General features: G+C 34.1%; 13 protein-coding genes and 1 pseudogene. 3 read left to right on the top strand and 11 right to left on the bottom strand.

From position 1 onward, the window contains the following. Positions 1 to 14: 14 nt before the first annotated feature. The 4 genes from kamA to J0N78_RS06790 form a co-directional block, all read right to left on the bottom strand. A complete protein-coding gene (kamA, locus tag J0N78_RS06775) occupies positions 15 to 1,436 on the bottom strand; it encodes a lysine 2,3-aminomutase (protein ID WP_209122275.1) in 1,422 nt (473 codons plus the stop codon). Between the two features lie 254 nt (positions 1,437 to 1,690). Continuing rightward, complete coding sequence (locus J0N78_RS06780) at positions 1,691 to 3,124, bottom strand: sigma-54 interaction domain-containing protein (protein WP_209122276.1); 1,434 nt, start codon at positions 3,122 to 3,124, stop codon at positions 1,691 to 1,693. A gap of 169 nt (positions 3,125 to 3,293) precedes the next feature. Further along, positions 3,294 to 4,871 (bottom strand): Na+/H+ antiporter NhaC family protein, encoded by a 1,578-nt coding sequence (locus J0N78_RS06785; RefSeq protein WP_209122277.1) that lies wholly within the window; start codon positions 4,869 to 4,871, stop codon positions 3,294 to 3,296. A gap of 477 nt (positions 4,872 to 5,348) precedes the next feature. Beyond that, entirely contained in the window at positions 5,349 to 5,768 is a 420-nt protein-coding gene (locus tag J0N78_RS06790) for a hypothetical protein (RefSeq protein WP_209122278.1), read from the bottom strand. Positions 5,769 to 5,887: 119 nt separating this feature from the next. Between J0N78_RS06790 and J0N78_RS06795 the strand changes: the two genes are divergently transcribed. After that, complete coding sequence (locus J0N78_RS06795; RefSeq protein ID WP_209122279.1) at positions 5,888 to 6,313, top strand: DUF2621 domain-containing protein; 426 nt, start codon at positions 5,888 to 5,890, stop codon at positions 6,311 to 6,313. Between the two features lie 71 nt (positions 6,314 to 6,384). On the opposite strand, the gene J0N78_RS06800 is transcribed toward J0N78_RS06795, so the two are convergent. From J0N78_RS06800 to J0N78_RS06820, 5 genes are all read right to left on the bottom strand, one after another. Next, positions 6,385 to 6,888 carry a CcdC family protein gene (locus J0N78_RS06800; RefSeq protein ID WP_209122280.1) on the bottom strand — a complete coding sequence of 168 codons (504 nt, stop codon included), beginning with the start codon at positions 6,886 to 6,888 and terminating at the stop codon, positions 6,385 to 6,387. Positions 6,889 to 7,268: 380 nt separating this feature from the next. Continuing rightward, positions 7,269 to 8,273, bottom strand: coding sequence for a F510_1955 family glycosylhydrolase (locus J0N78_RS06805; protein WP_209122281.1), 1,005 nt, complete (start codon positions 8,271 to 8,273; stop codon positions 7,269 to 7,271). A gap of 132 nt (positions 8,274 to 8,405) precedes the next feature. Further along, the gene (copZ, locus tag J0N78_RS06810) at positions 8,406 to 8,618 is read right to left on the bottom strand and encodes a copper chaperone CopZ (protein ID WP_374193885.1); all 213 of its coding nucleotides are present in this window, start codon (positions 8,616 to 8,618) and stop codon (positions 8,406 to 8,408) included. A 27-nt stretch (positions 8,619 to 8,645) separates the two neighbouring features. Beyond that, positions 8,646 to 10,850 carry a heavy metal translocating P-type ATPase gene (locus J0N78_RS06815; RefSeq protein ID WP_209122282.1) on the bottom strand — a complete coding sequence of 735 codons (2,205 nt, stop codon included), beginning with the start codon at positions 10,848 to 10,850 and terminating at the stop codon, positions 8,646 to 8,648. 16 nt (positions 10,851 to 10,866) lie between these two features. Further along, a complete protein-coding gene (locus J0N78_RS06820) occupies positions 10,867 to 11,190 on the bottom strand; it encodes a metal-sensitive transcriptional regulator (RefSeq protein WP_209122283.1) in 324 nt (107 codons plus the stop codon). Between the two features lie 189 nt (positions 11,191 to 11,379). Between J0N78_RS06820 and J0N78_RS06825 the strand changes: the two genes are divergently transcribed. After that, the gene (locus J0N78_RS06825; protein WP_209122284.1) at positions 11,380 to 11,565 is read left to right on the top strand and encodes an aspartyl-phosphate phosphatase Spo0E family protein; all 186 of its coding nucleotides are present in this window, start codon (positions 11,380 to 11,382) and stop codon (positions 11,563 to 11,565) included. A 35-nt stretch (positions 11,566 to 11,600) separates the two neighbouring features. Here J0N78_RS06825 and J0N78_RS06830 read toward each other — a convergent pair. Next, positions 11,601 to 12,589: pseudogene (locus J0N78_RS06830) on the bottom strand (ABC transporter transmembrane domain-containing protein); the annotation flags it as partial. Positions 12,590 to 12,754: 165 nt separating this feature from the next. Here J0N78_RS06830 and sda point away from each other — a divergent pair. Then, positions 12,755 to 12,877, top strand: a complete 123-nt coding sequence (gene sda / locus J0N78_RS06835) for a sporulation histidine kinase inhibitor Sda (RefSeq protein WP_247747177.1) — start codon at positions 12,755 to 12,757, stop codon at positions 12,875 to 12,877. A gap of 217 nt (positions 12,878 to 13,094) precedes the next feature. Here sda and J0N78_RS06840 read toward each other — a convergent pair whose 3' ends face one another. Beyond that, positions 13,095 to 14,099 carry a DUF3231 family protein gene (locus J0N78_RS06840; protein ID WP_209122286.1) on the bottom strand — a complete coding sequence of 335 codons (1,005 nt, stop codon included), beginning with the start codon at positions 14,097 to 14,099 and terminating at the stop codon, positions 13,095 to 13,097. Positions 14,100 to 14,707: the final 608 nt, after the last annotated feature.

The following is a 14,707-nucleotide window of genomic DNA, read 5'->3' on the forward strand; positions in this document are numbered from 1 at the left end:
TCTCCACCTCTTTCTTATGATGAACGTTGATTTTCTTCTTTTTTCTCCTTTGCTTTCATCATTCTTTCTTTCATTTCATCTCTCTTTTGACGTCGATCCTTTAATGTAGCATGATCTTTAGATAAGCTATATTTCTTGCGTTTATCAAGTCGTCGTAAACCTTCAGGAACGAGATTAAATTTCTCATCATTTAACAACGCTGCAACTCCAGCAGACTTCGACTCTGCCTTAACACCGTAGACTTCTTCAAAATATGCATCTGCCCGACCAGGAACATAATTATTAGGTTCTGGATACGTTGTAATGACACCTTCAAAATTACGTAACACCACTTTGTCTGGACTTTGAGAAATCAAATAATTAGGTTGTAATGCGATCTTCCCGCCACCACCAGGTGCATCAACAACGAAAGTCGGTACTGCATAACCAGATGTATGTCCGCGAAGTCCTTCAATAATTTCTAACCCTTTAGAGACCGGAGCGCGAAAATGTCCGATACCTTCAGATAGGTCACATTGATAAATATAATACGGTCTAATTCGTGACTTTACTAAATCATGCATTAATTTTTTCATAATATGTGTACTGTCATTAATTCCTGATAGAATAACAGCCTGGTTTCCAAGTGGAACACCTGCCATCGAAAGCATGTCACAAGCCTTTTTCGCTTCATCTGTAAGCTCTAGTGAATGATTAAAATGTGTATTAAGCCACACTGGATGATACTTTTTCAAAATATTACATAGATTTTCAGTAATTCTCTGTGGGAAAACTACTGGAGCTCTTGTTCCAATTCGAATAATCTCTACATGCGAAATAGCTCTTAGGTTTTTTAAGATGTATTCAAGGATTGTGTCATTGACCAAAAGTCCGTCTCCACCAGAGATTAACACATCACGAATTTCAGGGGTTTGACGAATATATTCAATGGCAACATCTAGTTGTTTTTTAGGTACCCCCATTCCCACTTGTCCGGAAAATCTTCGTCTTGTGCAATAACGGCAATACATTGAACATTGATTGGTTACTAGAAACAACACACGATCTGGATAACGATGAGTAAGCCCAGGAATAGGTGAATCATCGTCTTCAGATAATGGATCCTCTAAATCGTACTTCGTTTTATGAATTTCAGCAGACAATGGCACTGACTGCATCCGAATTGGACACCGTGGATCATCTGGGTTCATTAATGAAGCATAATATGGAGTAATATTTAAAGGGATTGTTTGAGTAGAAATTCGTACTCCTTCTTCTTCCTCTGAAGTTAAATTAACAACTTTCTTTAAATCTTCGAGTGTACGAATGGTGTTTGTAAGTTGCCACATCCAGTCATCCCATTTTTCCTGAGGCACATCCTTCCATAGTTCAATCTCAGTATAATGGCGTCCCTCTCTTACATTAAATGGACTAATCGTTTCGCTTCTTTTTGTCATAGTATACCCTCCTCCAATTTACTTTTTCTTTTACTCACTTACATATATTGCAAGAAGGATGCCAAACTGATGAATAATTTATAAAAATTTTAAAATTCAGTCTTATCTCTATTGGATTCATCAATAAATACTGGTAGTTACAGGATTTTATATTTCTAAAAAATTAAATCACATGAAGTACATTTGCATCTCTCAAACTAGAATATTATTTAATTTCCACTGTATAGTGCAAAAAAAATAGCAGCAATGAAAGATCATTTGCTGCCAATTTTTTTGCGATCCATATCAATATGATACTTATTTAATTTATATTGCAAAGCTTGTCTTTTTAGCCCAAGAGCCTTTGCTGTTTGACTGATGTTCCCTGCATTTTTTTCATACATTTTCATAATCATATCTCTCTCAAACTCTTCCATAATATTCGGTAAATCGATTGACTCTTTCGTTGGGACAAAACGGGTTACTTCCGGTTCAGATTGAATCGAGGTTTTAAAGATGTGTGATGGTAAATGGTGCTTTTCTATTCGAGTATATCCTTTGTCAATAACATTAAAGGCAGATTCAATTGCATGACTGAGTTCCCGAATGTTACCAGGCCAATGATAGTTATGCAAATGCACCAAACATTCTGTACAAATCTCCTGAACTTGGGTACCAAACATGCTATTAAACTTTTCAATAAAATGATTTACTAATAGCAAGATATCTGATTTTCGTTCTTGAAGCGAAGGTAATTGAATATGAACAACATTTAAACGGTAATACAAATCTGAACGCAGGATGTTTTGCTCTAATGCGGTTTCAGTACTAATGTTCATCGCTGTAATGATACGAACGTCGACTTCTTTCTCTGTTTCGCCACCAATTCTCCTGATCTTTCCGTCTTGTAAAACACGAAGTAGTTTTGCTTGTAGAGGTAAATCAAGACTGTTAAGCTCGTCTAAAAACAGCGTTCCTCCATTTGCTTGTTCAAAAATTCCTGGGCGATCAATCGCTCCAGTAAAAGCCCCTTTCGTTGTTCCAAACAAAAGACCTTCCATTAACTCTCTAGGGACAGCTGCGCAATTTTGAGCAATAAATGGTTCCTCACTCCGTCTACTACCATTATGTATACTTTGCGCTACTAACTCTTTTCCGGTTCCCGTGACTCCACAAATCATAACAGGTGAATCTGATCGAGTTGCTTTCTTTGCTATTGTAATAGCATCCTGAAAAGCTTTACATTCTCCAATTAAATCGCTAAATTGATAATCTGCTGCCCCTTTTGAATTTTTTCCTTTTTTCTTAGTTTCATATAGCTTCTTCTGCAATTCAATCGTTTGATCATACATATTCACAATCATCGTAATATCCTTAGCTAATTCTACTGCTCCAATGATTCTTTCCTCTTCATACAAAGGATAGGTACTATTAATTGTCGTAATTTGTTTTCCACGCAAGTTAACATAAGTCTGCATTTGGTCTTCAGTTTTAATTCCCATACACAATGCCTTGTTTAAGGTACTTGTTTCAACAGTTAGTGATGGATACAATTGGAAAATATTTTTACCAATGACTTTCTCGCGACTAAGCCCATCAATATCTGCCATTGTTTGGTTATAAAAAACCGTAAATCCATCTTTATCAACAATATGAACACCTTCATTTGTCTTATTTAAAACAAATTCAATATGTGAAGACCACTCCATTTCTATCTTCCCCTCCATCTAATGCTATTGTAAAAACATTTTATATTACATCTTTATTATTGGGTACTATTGAGATTGAGTTTCTTCAAAAAATGGAACATATGGCCTAGATATCTATTTCACTCATTAAAGGATAATTTGTTAATCCCTTTTATTCTTCTTAAAAATTTTATTTTTCGACTTTGTGCATATTTTGAGTTGTATTACTTTTAACTACATTTATCCTTTTTATTATAAAAATGACAGCAATTAATATAAAAATTGAAACTACTAACCCTAACATTACACTTCCTGACACTCCTAAGACCATGTAGCCGACAGCTGTTATTACTGCAATTATGAGGGCATACGGAAGTTGAGTTATAACATGGTCAATATGATTACAGCCAGCACCTGTTGAAGAAAGGATCGTTGTATCTGAAATTGGTGAACAATGATCACCAAATATAGATCCTGCTAATACAGCAGCTAGTATCGGTAAAATAAGACTGATATCACTTAACGCCGCAATCTCTCCTGCAATAGGTAACAAGATGGCAAATGTTCCCCAAGATGAACCAGTTGAAAAAGCCATGACTGCTGCAATAATAAATAACAATACTGGAAGATAAGCAATGTTAAGATATTGATTTACAAAACTAGCTAAATAAGGTCCTGTACCTAATTCGCGAATAATTTCAATTAACGTCCAAGAAAACAATAAAATATAAATCGCTGGTAACATGGATTTAATACCGTTCCATAATCCTATTCTAAAGTCACTAAATGGTATACGCTTTGCTAATAGCAAGACAACAGAAACTAGTAAACCTAATAAACCTCCATATACTAATGCTGTGGCCACATCCGTATTTTCAAAAATCGCAATTAAATTAATTTCCCCTTGAGAAGCTTGTATTCCTGTTAAGAACATAAAGAAAATGGTTCCGATAACTAAGGTTATAATTGGCCATAGTAAATCTCCTACTTTTCCACTTTCCAAAGCTTTTATTGTTCTCTCACTATCAACCAGTTCTTTACTGTTATACTTATCCATTCCATTTGAGTTTATTGCTAACTCTTCATGCTTTTTCATTAAACCAATGTCTAGTTTAAAGATGACAACAGCTATAACCATTAAAATTGCCAAGATAGCATAATAATTCATCGGAATCATTAATAGAAAAGCTGTAAGCGCCTCATATTGAGTTACACCATGATTGACGAGAATTCCACCAATAATAGTAATAATATATGCTCCCCAACTTGAAATAGGAGCTATGATACAGATAGGTGCTGATGTAGAATCTACGATATAAGCTAATTTAGAACGAGAAATGTTATATCTATCTGTTAATGGTTGACTCACATTTCCAACTACTAAACTATTGAAATAATCATCAATAAATATGATGACACCAAGAAAAAAGGTTACTAATTGTGCCCCTACTCTCGATTTCACTTTCTCCATTGCCCACTCTCCAAAGGCGCGGCTTCCACCTGTAATTGAAATAAGTGAAGAGATCATTCCTAATATCAATAAAAAAAAGAGAATATATAACTCCCACGTATTAAGATCACCATCAACAACAAAAATATTTCCAACAACCGAAAAAATTTGTTTAAAAGTATCAAGTGGTTGATATGAATTAATCATTAATGAACCTATTACAATTCCAACGCCCAAAGAAAGCAATACTCTTCTCGTAAAAATAACCATTGTTAATGCCAAAACTGGTGGTAATAATGATAAAATTGAGTTTTCCATACTTTTATATCCTCCATTCTATTTATGTTGTTCAAACTACCCAAACTATTTTATGGTTCGTCGATTCTTTAGTACATGTCAACAAGTATAGACACTTTAAAAAAGTGAATCTTTATTGACAGCTAACCTTATCTCGTCCCTCCTTTAGACATAAATGTTAGCGCTTACATTTATATCTATTTACCATAATATTCATTCGGTTCAAATCATATAGTGAATTTAGATTATTTTATAAACTTTTAATTCAATAAACAATTATCCATAAGAGTGGAATTTACCCTTTTAAATTTATACAAAATGGCAATATATAAAATCTATTAGAAAGTTATCCATCCCTTTGGTTGATAAAATATACGGTTAATTTGTCTTATACTCTATTTACTACTTTATTAAAATTACTTAATATGTTCGACTTCACAATCGTTTCAAACCAAAAAAGCGCTTCAAATAGCGCTTCTTTGGTTTACTGTATTACCGTTAAAGAAAGTCAGTAAACTTTATAATGAACATAGCGATAATTGCAAGCATCAGTAATGTACTAAACATTTTTACTTTGTACACAAGATCCTCATAGGGTTGCTTGTTATCAATCGCTTCAAGAGATTCACGGACAAATTTTGCTGTAAGTCCTAAATAAGCCCCAATAACAATCCATACCGCAACAACAACAATCGTCCATAACGATAAATCAAATCTCATGAACAAACCTGTTACAAGCAGCACTATTAATGCACCGTGTGCGGCCCAAATTACCTTTTTGTATATCTTCAAGATTAACGGTATACGACCAGTACCTTCAGTAACATTTACATGAATTAATACAGGTAAAGGAATTAACATAAAAAAGATAACTGAAATAAATAAATGGATTGCATAGATAATAATGTCTATAAACATCAATTAATCACCTCAATGTTCTATTTTATAGAAAATGAGTAAGCGAGTAAAATATATTTTATGTTCTTCTTCCATTATGTTAAAATCTAATGGTTAGATGAAAGTGTCGAGGTGTTTATATGTCAACATGGTTTATGTGGTTTATTGTTTTTTGGACCATCTTTTTAGTAACTGTTATGTTTATTGGCGGTTATTTTATGTTCCGAAAATTTCTAAAAAAACTACCAAAAGAAGACGGCATGTCAATTTTAGATTGGCAAGATCATTATATTAGGGAAACAACACATTTATGGTCCGCTGATATGAAGCAACTGCTTGAGGAACTTGTTTCTCCAGTACCTGAACTCTTTCGCGATGTTGCTCGCCAGAAAATTGCTGGAAAAATTGGTGAATTAGCCATCGATGAAAAGGTAGACGAGATAACAGAAGAACTTGTTGTTAAAGGATATATTTTAGCTACACCAAAAAGAGATCATAAGTTTTTATTGAAAAAACTTCGAGAAAAACAAATTGATGTTTCTCCGTATCAAGCATTGTTTAAATGAAAAAAACACTTGATCCATTTTAATGTGTAATCCACCATAATAAAAAAGAGGCTGATGTAGCCTCTTTTTTATTATGTCTCTGCAGGTACCATTGATTTTTTACCACTATCTTTCAGTTGTTTCTCTACTTTTTTATAAGAAACGTACATCGATATTCTCCATGGGATGATCATGCCATATGCTAACAAAAAGAACATACCACTTAGCTCTTCAACGTCAATGGAATCACCGATAATGATTTTAAACCCTATTCGGACAATAAGTAAGCCAACAAGAATAAACACAAAAGCTTTCGAACGCTTCATATAAATTTCTTGATTTTTTATTTCAAAACTCGATGTTTTTATAAGTAATATTGAGAAGAGCATTCCCACCGATAGAGCCTCGAGAACTTGTAGTGGTGCAGGTCGTGTCGGTTCATACAAAAACATGAGAAAACCTGTCGACATAAACAAAGGAGGTAAAACGATCTTTTTTACCGATGCAGGTTTTTTAATCGCTTTTAAACGAATAATGATTGCCAATGTGGCCATTATCGCTGCACCTATTGTTGCTAATAGGACCGATGTTGTCATTTGCAGCCCCCTTTCTAAAACGCTAAATTTTATTATAGCATATTCAAACCTATATTACTTGATTTGGAATGGGACAAGCAAGGCTTTCGTAAAAATAATAATACTCGCTGTAATTATAGCCCCAGGTCCACCTGCATAATAGATGAGGTTTCTCAAATCAAACAATAAGGTTGGGCTGAGAGTAAATGGCCAAAGTTTGTAGATAATAAGGAAAATAAATTTTCAAGTGAAAACGTCGGTGCATGATATCCTAATTGTGGTAATGTTAACTGACTATCCTTTATAGCTACTGATTGTTGGTAGTTGCCGAACCATACAAAAATACCCACCGTCAATATAAGGAACACTAAAGATAGTTTTTTCAATATTCATTTCCTTTCTTACTGAACTTTTCCATGGTCAATTAAGATGTTCCAGCTAGTATCCGTTTCTTTTAATAGCAGTGAGGAATTGAGAGTGGTTACAACAAGTTGTCCATGTTCATTCACAACTAAATAATTAATGGGTCCGTGCTCACGGGGGTATGAAACCTCTACACTCTTATCTCCAATCCAATGATAAAGCTGTTCATTTGTTTCATCATAATAATACACTTCTTTATTACCAATCACTGCAAATCCGGTAATATTACCAGGTAAGATTTTTGTCCAATTCACTCCACTATCTTTAGATTGAAGTAACCCTTTAGCAGTAGCAGCAAATACAATATTGTCATCTTCAGGTGAAAATGCAAGATTGTATATTCCATGATGGTCTAGCGGCAAGCCATTTGTTTCTATACGCTCCCAAGTAAAGCCCTGATCTTTTGATCTAAAAATAAGCGATTGATAGTTATTTTTGTAGTCTAATGCAAATCCTAAGATGTGGTTTTCATCTTGATAACTGGCAGCTAACGCATGAAAGTCATACTCTCCAAGCAAGCTCCGTAACTCCCACGATTGACCATTATCTTCACTCCACATAAATCCAAGTGGATCTGGAAGTTCACTATCAAATCCTGGATGACCACTTGACATTAGATAGTTAGTATTGGCGACACGACTGAACCCCATAAAATCATCTCGCATCGCCCCTAAAACGTATGCTTCTTGTAGTCCTACAAATTCAATTAGACCATGATGTGTCGCAATTAAATAACGCCCCGGCGAGCTTGGGTTCAGTTCAAGACCGTGAATATGACTAACTTCATTTGTTTCTTCATTTACGGCATCTTTATCAACAGATTTTTTTTCTTCCTTAATTTCCTCTGTCTCTTCAACTAGTTCACTTTCTGTTTCTACTAATTCTCCTTCTTCTGGTACTGCTTTCGATTGGCCACATGCCGAAAAAAGTACTGCTCCTGAAATAATAAATGAGTAAAGAAGTTGGTTTTTATATTTTTTCATTGTAGGCACTCCATTCCATTGTTCTTTAGGATAATCTTATAGAAGTATACTTTCATAAAGTGAATAAAATATGAAGGGAGCACAAACTTTCATTTGGCTCCCTCACTTTTGTAATTATTACTATAAATTTTATTACACGACATCAAAGCCAGTGTCTTGGATTTCAGATTTTAGTTTATCAATCGACACTTGGTTTTCATTAAATTCTACTGTTACTTCTTTATTTTCCAAGCTAACCTCAGCTTTTGTGACCCCATCAATTTTTGATAACACACCTTCTACTGAAGCTTTACAGTGTCCACAAGTCATCCCATTTACCTTAATCGTTTCTTCCATCATTTTCATATCTCCTCCATCAAATAAAATTTATATTTAAAGCTTTACCCTTTTTAAACGCAAAGCATTACTAACAACAGAAACTGAACTGAATGCCATCGCTGCACCCGCAACCCAAGGGGCTAGTAATCCGGCAGCTGCAATTGGCAAGCCGATCGAATTGTATATAAATGCCCAAAATAAGTTTTGCTTAATGTTTCGCATCGTTAATTGACTCATTTTAATAGCTTGCGGGACAGCTATTAAATCTCCACGCATTAAAGTGATATCAGATGCCTCAATCGCCACATCTGTTCCGGTACCGATCGCCATTCCAATATCCGCAACAGCTAAAGCAGGTGCATCATTTATGCCGTCACCAATCATGATGACTTTTTGACCTTGTTTCTTAAGCTCTTCCACCTTCAATGCCTTTTCATCTGGTAACACTTCAGCAAATACTAAATCTATTCCAACTTGTTTGGCGATCGCATTGGCAGTTCTTTTATTATCACCTGTTAACATGACGACTTTTAGTCCCATGCGTTGCAATTGTTGAACAGCCTCTTTCGACGTTTCTTTCACTTCATCAGCAACAGCAACAATCGCTATAAGTTGACCATCTTTTGCTGCAAGCATTGCTGTTTTTCCTTCTAATTCGAGTTTGGTCAACGTTTGCTCATGCTGATCCTCAATTACAATACCATAATCATGCATTAACCTTCTAGTTCCAACGATCACTTCAGCTTGATCAACTGTCCCTTTTATACCTCTACCTGGTATCGCCTCAAATCGTTCAGGCGGTATGATTTGTAGATTTCTAGCTTGAGCTCCTTTTACAATCGCTCGAGCTAGAGGGTGTTCGGAATTTTGTTCAAGACTTGCGATCCACTGCAATGTGAGATCTTCATTCGACGTATCATACACAAAAAGGTCGGTTAACGATGGTTCACCTTTTGTGATCGTACCCGTCTTATCAAAGACGACAGTGGTAATTTTATGAGCTGTTTCTAACTGTTCTCCACCTTTAAACAGAATTCCATATTCAGCCCCTTTTCCAGTACCGACCATAATTGAAGTAGGTGTCGCTAATCCTAATGCACATGGACATGCAATCACTAAGACTGCTGTAAAATTGATCAGTGCTACTTCAAAACTAGCTCCTAAGAAAAAGTACCATAAAACAAAGGATATGAAAGCAATTCCGAAAGCACTCGGAACAAAGTATCCTGAGATAACATCTGCCATACGTTGAATCGGTGCTTTAGATGTTTGGGCATCCTCAACTATTTTTACAATTTGAGCAAGAGTTGAATCTTTGCCTACTTTTGTCGCTTTCAATTTAAAACTCCCGTGTGTATTCATCGTCGCACCAATAACTTCGTCGTCAATTTTTTTATCAACGGGTATACTTTCACCAGTGAGCATTGATTCGTCAACACTCGAATATCCTTCAACGATGATACCGTCAACAGGTATTTTCTCACCTGGCTTCACAACAACGACATCATTAAATTCTACTTGTTCAATTGGAACTTCGATTTCCTCTCCGTTTTTAATTACGACTGCTCTTTTAGCCTGTAAACTAAGCATTTTCTTAATTGCTTCTGAAGTTCTTCCTTTTGCTTTTGCTTCTAGTAGTTTTCCAAGAAGGATTAGAGTAATAATGATCGCACTTGTTTCAAAAAACAAGTATACTTCCCCCTGTATTACAAGCCAAACGGAATAAACGTATGCAGCAGTAGTTCCCATCGCCACTAATACATCCATATTAGCACTTTTATTTTTTAAATTTTTATAGGCCCCTTTGTAAAATTGCCAACCAGCGTAAAACTGAACTGGTGTCGCTAAGACCCACTGCAAGTAGCCATTCATTAACCAATGAGGTAATAGCATTTTTTCAGGGAAGAAATGGTCTATCATCGTTACAAAAAGCGGCAGCGAAAAAATAAGAGCAAATACAAATTTATTACGTTGCTTACGTATTTCTTGCTCCTTTTCGTCGACATTAGGACGTTCGTCTTCATCCACCTTTGCTTCAAATCCTAATTTTTGTATTTTGCTTGTAATCATTTCAAGGTCTGTAATACCTTCATAAAAGGAAACGGATCCTTTTTCTAACGGAAGATTAACCTGAACCTCTTTCACGCCTTCCATCTTGCCAACGACTTTTTCAATTCTTGAAGAACAAGCCGCACATGTCATGCCCTTAATATTTAGCTCTACTTTTTTGAATGGTATATTCATTTCCTTTTTATCCATCACGTTCACCTGCCTTTTATTTTGTAAATTGATGGATTACCTTCATTAGCTCATCTAAGGCTGCTTCTTCTTCACCTGATTTAATCGCATTAGCAACGCAACCTTTTGTATGTTGCTCTAATAATGTATACCCGACTTTCTTTAAAGCAGCATTGACCGCCGATAATTGAACAAGTACATCGACACAATACCTGTCTTCATCAATCATTTTTTGTATACCCCTTACTTGCCCTTCAATTCTCTTTAAGCGATTTTGAAGCTTTTCTTTATCTTCCTTACGTTTTAATACTGAAAACGATGGCTTTTCATTAATGACTTCTAGCGGTATTTCTTTTCTCATAAGATCACCTCACACATATAATATAAATAATATACCCCTGTACCGTATTATTGTCAATAATACTGCCTTTTGTTAACTATTATTCTTGTATAATATTTACAAATAATTGTGTAATATTCTAACAACCTGTTGTGGTTTTATCCAGTATTTTGTATAATTTTTAATAGATGTAAAACAAAGGAGAACATCATGTGTAGAGAGGATATATTAGCAACAATAGAAGAACAAAGAAACAAGTTAGTTACGATAGGACTAATTTACGGGTTAAGTTCTCCTATTGCAGTAAAAAAGAGTCAAGAGCTCGATAAACTATTAAACTACTATGATCAAATAAGTCAAGAAAACGAGAGTGTAAAAGAATTAAAAAAGCCTTAACTCCTACAATCAACTAAGAGTTAAGGCTTTTTTAGTTATGAAACATTTACTTCTTTTTCGGCTCCTTGTTGTAATAAATACATTTTATGGTAAATTCCAGCTTGTTTTAATAGTTCCTCATGATTACCATATTCAACAATCTCCCCTTGGTGAAGAACGATAATATGATCTGCATCTTTAATAGTAGACAGTCTATGTGCAATGGCAATCGTTGTTCTATTTTTCCGCATTTTTTCTAATGCTTTTTGTATGGCCGCTTCTGTTTCCGTATCAACACTAGCTGTTGCCTCATCCAAAATTAATATTTTCGGGTGATTTGAATCGGGGCAAGCTCATCATGGTCCAATACTTTAAATACCCTCCCAGCAGAAACAATGGCTTGCTGGAATAAAGAAAGTCGCATCATCATTTGATTCACCGGTTAAAAAAATCGATCTAAGTAATTATCAAACGCATACAAAACACCTATTTCAATCGGACCATTCAAAGAAGTTATACCAAAATAATTTAAAATTAAAATTAGTGCTAAAATCGAAACAAAATCAACCGCTGGTCTGAGTAATAGTCCATCTAATTTCATACTTTTCATCCAAGCGTCTTGGTGCTGATCATTTATTGCTTTAAACTCTTCTCTCATTCGTCGCTCTTGGCGAAATAATTGAATAATGGACATTCCTTAAATCGACTCATTTAATTTAGCATTCAGTTGACTAAGCTTTTCACTCATATCAGCATAAAAGCGTGAACTGAATTTACGATACATTTGCATAAGTAAAAATAATACAGGTAATAAAAATAAACAGAAAAATGCTAATTGAATATTTAAATAAAACATGGCAATAAAAATACCCATTAAAAAGATAAAGTTTTGCACAAACGTCGCAAGAACAGTAACATATAAATCTTTAACCGATTCCGTATCGTTTGTATTTCTTGAAACTAATGCTCCGGCTGGAGTTCTATCAAAAAATGAAAGTCCTAGTTTTTGTACTTTTGAAAAAACATCAATCCAGAGAGATTTTACATCAATTTTGAAGATTTAGTTGATGTAAGAAGTTAAGCTGAAATAATATGTAATATTATGTGATTATTTTTAAACAATTATTCAAAAAACTATTGATTTATAATCTCCTACCCTTTAATATTATTTCTTGGATACGTATTCGAGGGAGGCTTTTTTATGTTAGGAATGTTAAGCGATGAGGATTTATTGGAGGCATATAACAAGTCAATTAAGTGTAACCTACCTAAAGATTTCATCGAACTATTGAAGACAGAATTACTCAAAAGAGAACTTGTACACGCTAAATAACTATCTAGTGTCATTAATGGTTTTTAAACCCCTAAAGCGTTACATAATAAAGACATGTACAATACGATATAAATTTTCAACGATTAAAAATTTGCATTCGGACAAATAAGTATTCGCTTCATTAAAAAATCCTTCTTCTAACGGAGCGGTATTATTGAATAAGATTTTTTGGTAAAATTTAAAACACCTCCCATTAACGAGAGGTGCCCTTGGTTAATTATGTGTCTTTTGCAAGGTTTTTTCTATTCGGAGCAAGCGGAGGCTGCTCTAACCACTTATATTGCGTCATAATATTGAACCATTCTTTTGTCACCATCAAGTTTTTCAATATAATCTTTTCATAAGTTACTGCAAGGTCTGTTCGCATTGCGGAAGCAAGTCCTGTTCCATGATAGGCTTGTGCGGTTTGTAGTAGGAATCCAATATGATACAACATTAACTTATCTGAAAAAGGAGAATCCTGAGAAGTTGTGACTTCTGATTCCCACGACATTGGTACAGGTAAATTATCTTTTTTTAATATATTACTAAGTGATTGAATTTGGTTATTTGAGGTTTTTTGTGATGATTCTAAAAATCTTCTCACTTCTTTAGATTGAGCAACTTGGCTAAATGCAATAGAAAGAGTTTTCTCCAATATCTTCTTTTTCAAATTAAACGAAAGGCTGATAATTTCAGTCGCAGCTAAAGGTCGTTTGTCCCCAAAGTAGCCATCTAAAAATTGTTGACCTGAAATAAATTCAGGAGTTACTTCAGAATAAAAGTAAGGGTCTCTTTGAAAGTGTCCCTTTTCTAAAAGTAATTCAATTGTTTGATGGTACATTCTTTTTCCATCATTATCGCATGAATCATAAAAATATCTTAAATCCTTTCTTACAGAGGCGCTAAATGATGTTATGTGTCCCAATAAACCATGTAACGTCATAATGTGTAAATAGTGTAAACAAAATATGTCCGAAAACAATCTTTTTGTCCCTTTATTAAGGTCTGAATCAGTAAATCCAATTGGGACAGGAAATCCTTCGTTTTCAATAAACCTAGTTATCTGTTTTTTCTGTTTTTCAAATGTATATATCGCATCTTCAAAAATTGTTCTAATCTTTTCATCTTCTATAATGGATAACATATACTTGTTTACAATATCAACAGCTGTACCATTAACATATTCTCCCCACAATGTCCCTATCTCAGCAGATGTGAGCTTTAAATCCTCTTTATCCATAAAATCACCTCATATAATATATTTTACTATTTTGGATAGAAATATAAATTTCTTTAAAAATATAAAGGAAATGTAAAGTTTGAATCCTTGAGACTATCATATATAAGTATGAATGGTGTATTAACTAAAAAAGGTAAGCAAAGCATTTTACTTACCTTTTTCGTAAACAATGCAAACAGGTAATACTTGATGAATATTCAATAATTTAATTTAGAGATTGCATCCTTAACATCGCATTTAATCTGAATATGATATTGCTAAAGAAGAATGCTACTCTAACTCCCGCAGTAATTAAGCCTGAGAATAAACTAAAAAGAATATCCAAAGTACATCCCTCCACATTGAGTTTAGTGTTAAATAATAACACTAGAGTTAGTATCTAACTTGTGAAGAAATTTATCCAGTGAAATTAATTTTAAAAAGGATTTACTATTTACTATTTACTATTTACTTCGAAGTCTGTAATCAATAAAAGAGAAGCTGCTTCTTTCACTAAAAGATGTTTTAATGTAATTATTCTGAATAAACAGTTATATACAAAATATTATGTATAACATGTATATCTGCTTATTTTTCATACAAAAAAATACTATCATAAACAACATTTT

Origin of the sequence: Alkalihalobacillus sp. BA299 (assembly GCF_017745675.1) — a bacterium.
Taxonomy (GTDB): Bacteria; Bacillota; Bacilli; order Bacillales; family Bacillaceae_F; genus Alkalihalobacterium.

Excerpts from the sequence above, each read along its gene's own strand:
- J0N78_RS06785 (WP_209122277.1), bottom strand. The coding sequence starts at position 4,871 with ATGGAAAACTCAATTTTATCATTATTACCACCAGTTTTGGCATTAACA.
- J0N78_RS06805 (WP_209122281.1), bottom strand. The coding sequence starts at position 8,273 with ATGAAAAAATATAAAAACCAACTTCTTTACTCATTTATTATTTCAGGA.
- J0N78_RS06825 (WP_209122284.1), top strand. The coding sequence starts at position 11,380 with ATGTGTAGAGAGGATATATTAGCAACAATAGAAGAACAAAGAAACAAG.
- J0N78_RS06790 (WP_209122278.1), bottom strand. The coding sequence starts at position 5,768 with ATGTTTATAGACATTATTATCTATGCAATCCATTTATTTATTTCAGTT.
- J0N78_RS06840 (WP_209122286.1), bottom strand. The coding sequence starts at position 14,099 with ATGGATAAAGAGGATTTAAAGCTCACATCTGCTGAGATAGGGACATTG.
- J0N78_RS06780 (WP_209122276.1), bottom strand. The coding sequence starts at position 3,124 with ATGGAGTGGTCTTCACATATTGAATTTGTTTTAAATAAGACAAATGAA.
- kamA (WP_209122275.1), bottom strand. The coding sequence starts at position 1,436 with ATGACAAAAAGAAGCGAAACGATTAGTCCATTTAATGTAAGAGAGGGA.
- J0N78_RS06800 (WP_209122280.1), bottom strand. The coding sequence starts at position 6,888 with ATGACAACATCGGTCCTATTAGCAACAATAGGTGCAGCGATAATGGCC.
- J0N78_RS06815 (WP_209122282.1), bottom strand. The coding sequence starts at position 10,850 with ATGGATAAAAAGGAAATGAATATACCATTCAAAAAAGTAGAGCTAAAT.
- J0N78_RS06795 (WP_209122279.1), top strand. The coding sequence starts at position 5,888 with ATGTCAACATGGTTTATGTGGTTTATTGTTTTTTGGACCATCTTTTTA.
- copZ (WP_374193885.1), bottom strand. The coding sequence starts at position 8,618 with ATGAAAATGATGGAAGAAACGATTAAGGTAAATGGGATGACTTGTGGA.
- J0N78_RS06820 (WP_209122283.1), bottom strand. The coding sequence starts at position 11,190 with ATGAGAAAAGAAATACCGCTAGAAGTCATTAATGAAAAGCCATCGTTT.
- sda (WP_247747177.1), top strand. The coding sequence starts at position 12,755 with ATGTTAAGCGATGAGGATTTATTGGAGGCATATAACAAGTCAATTAAG.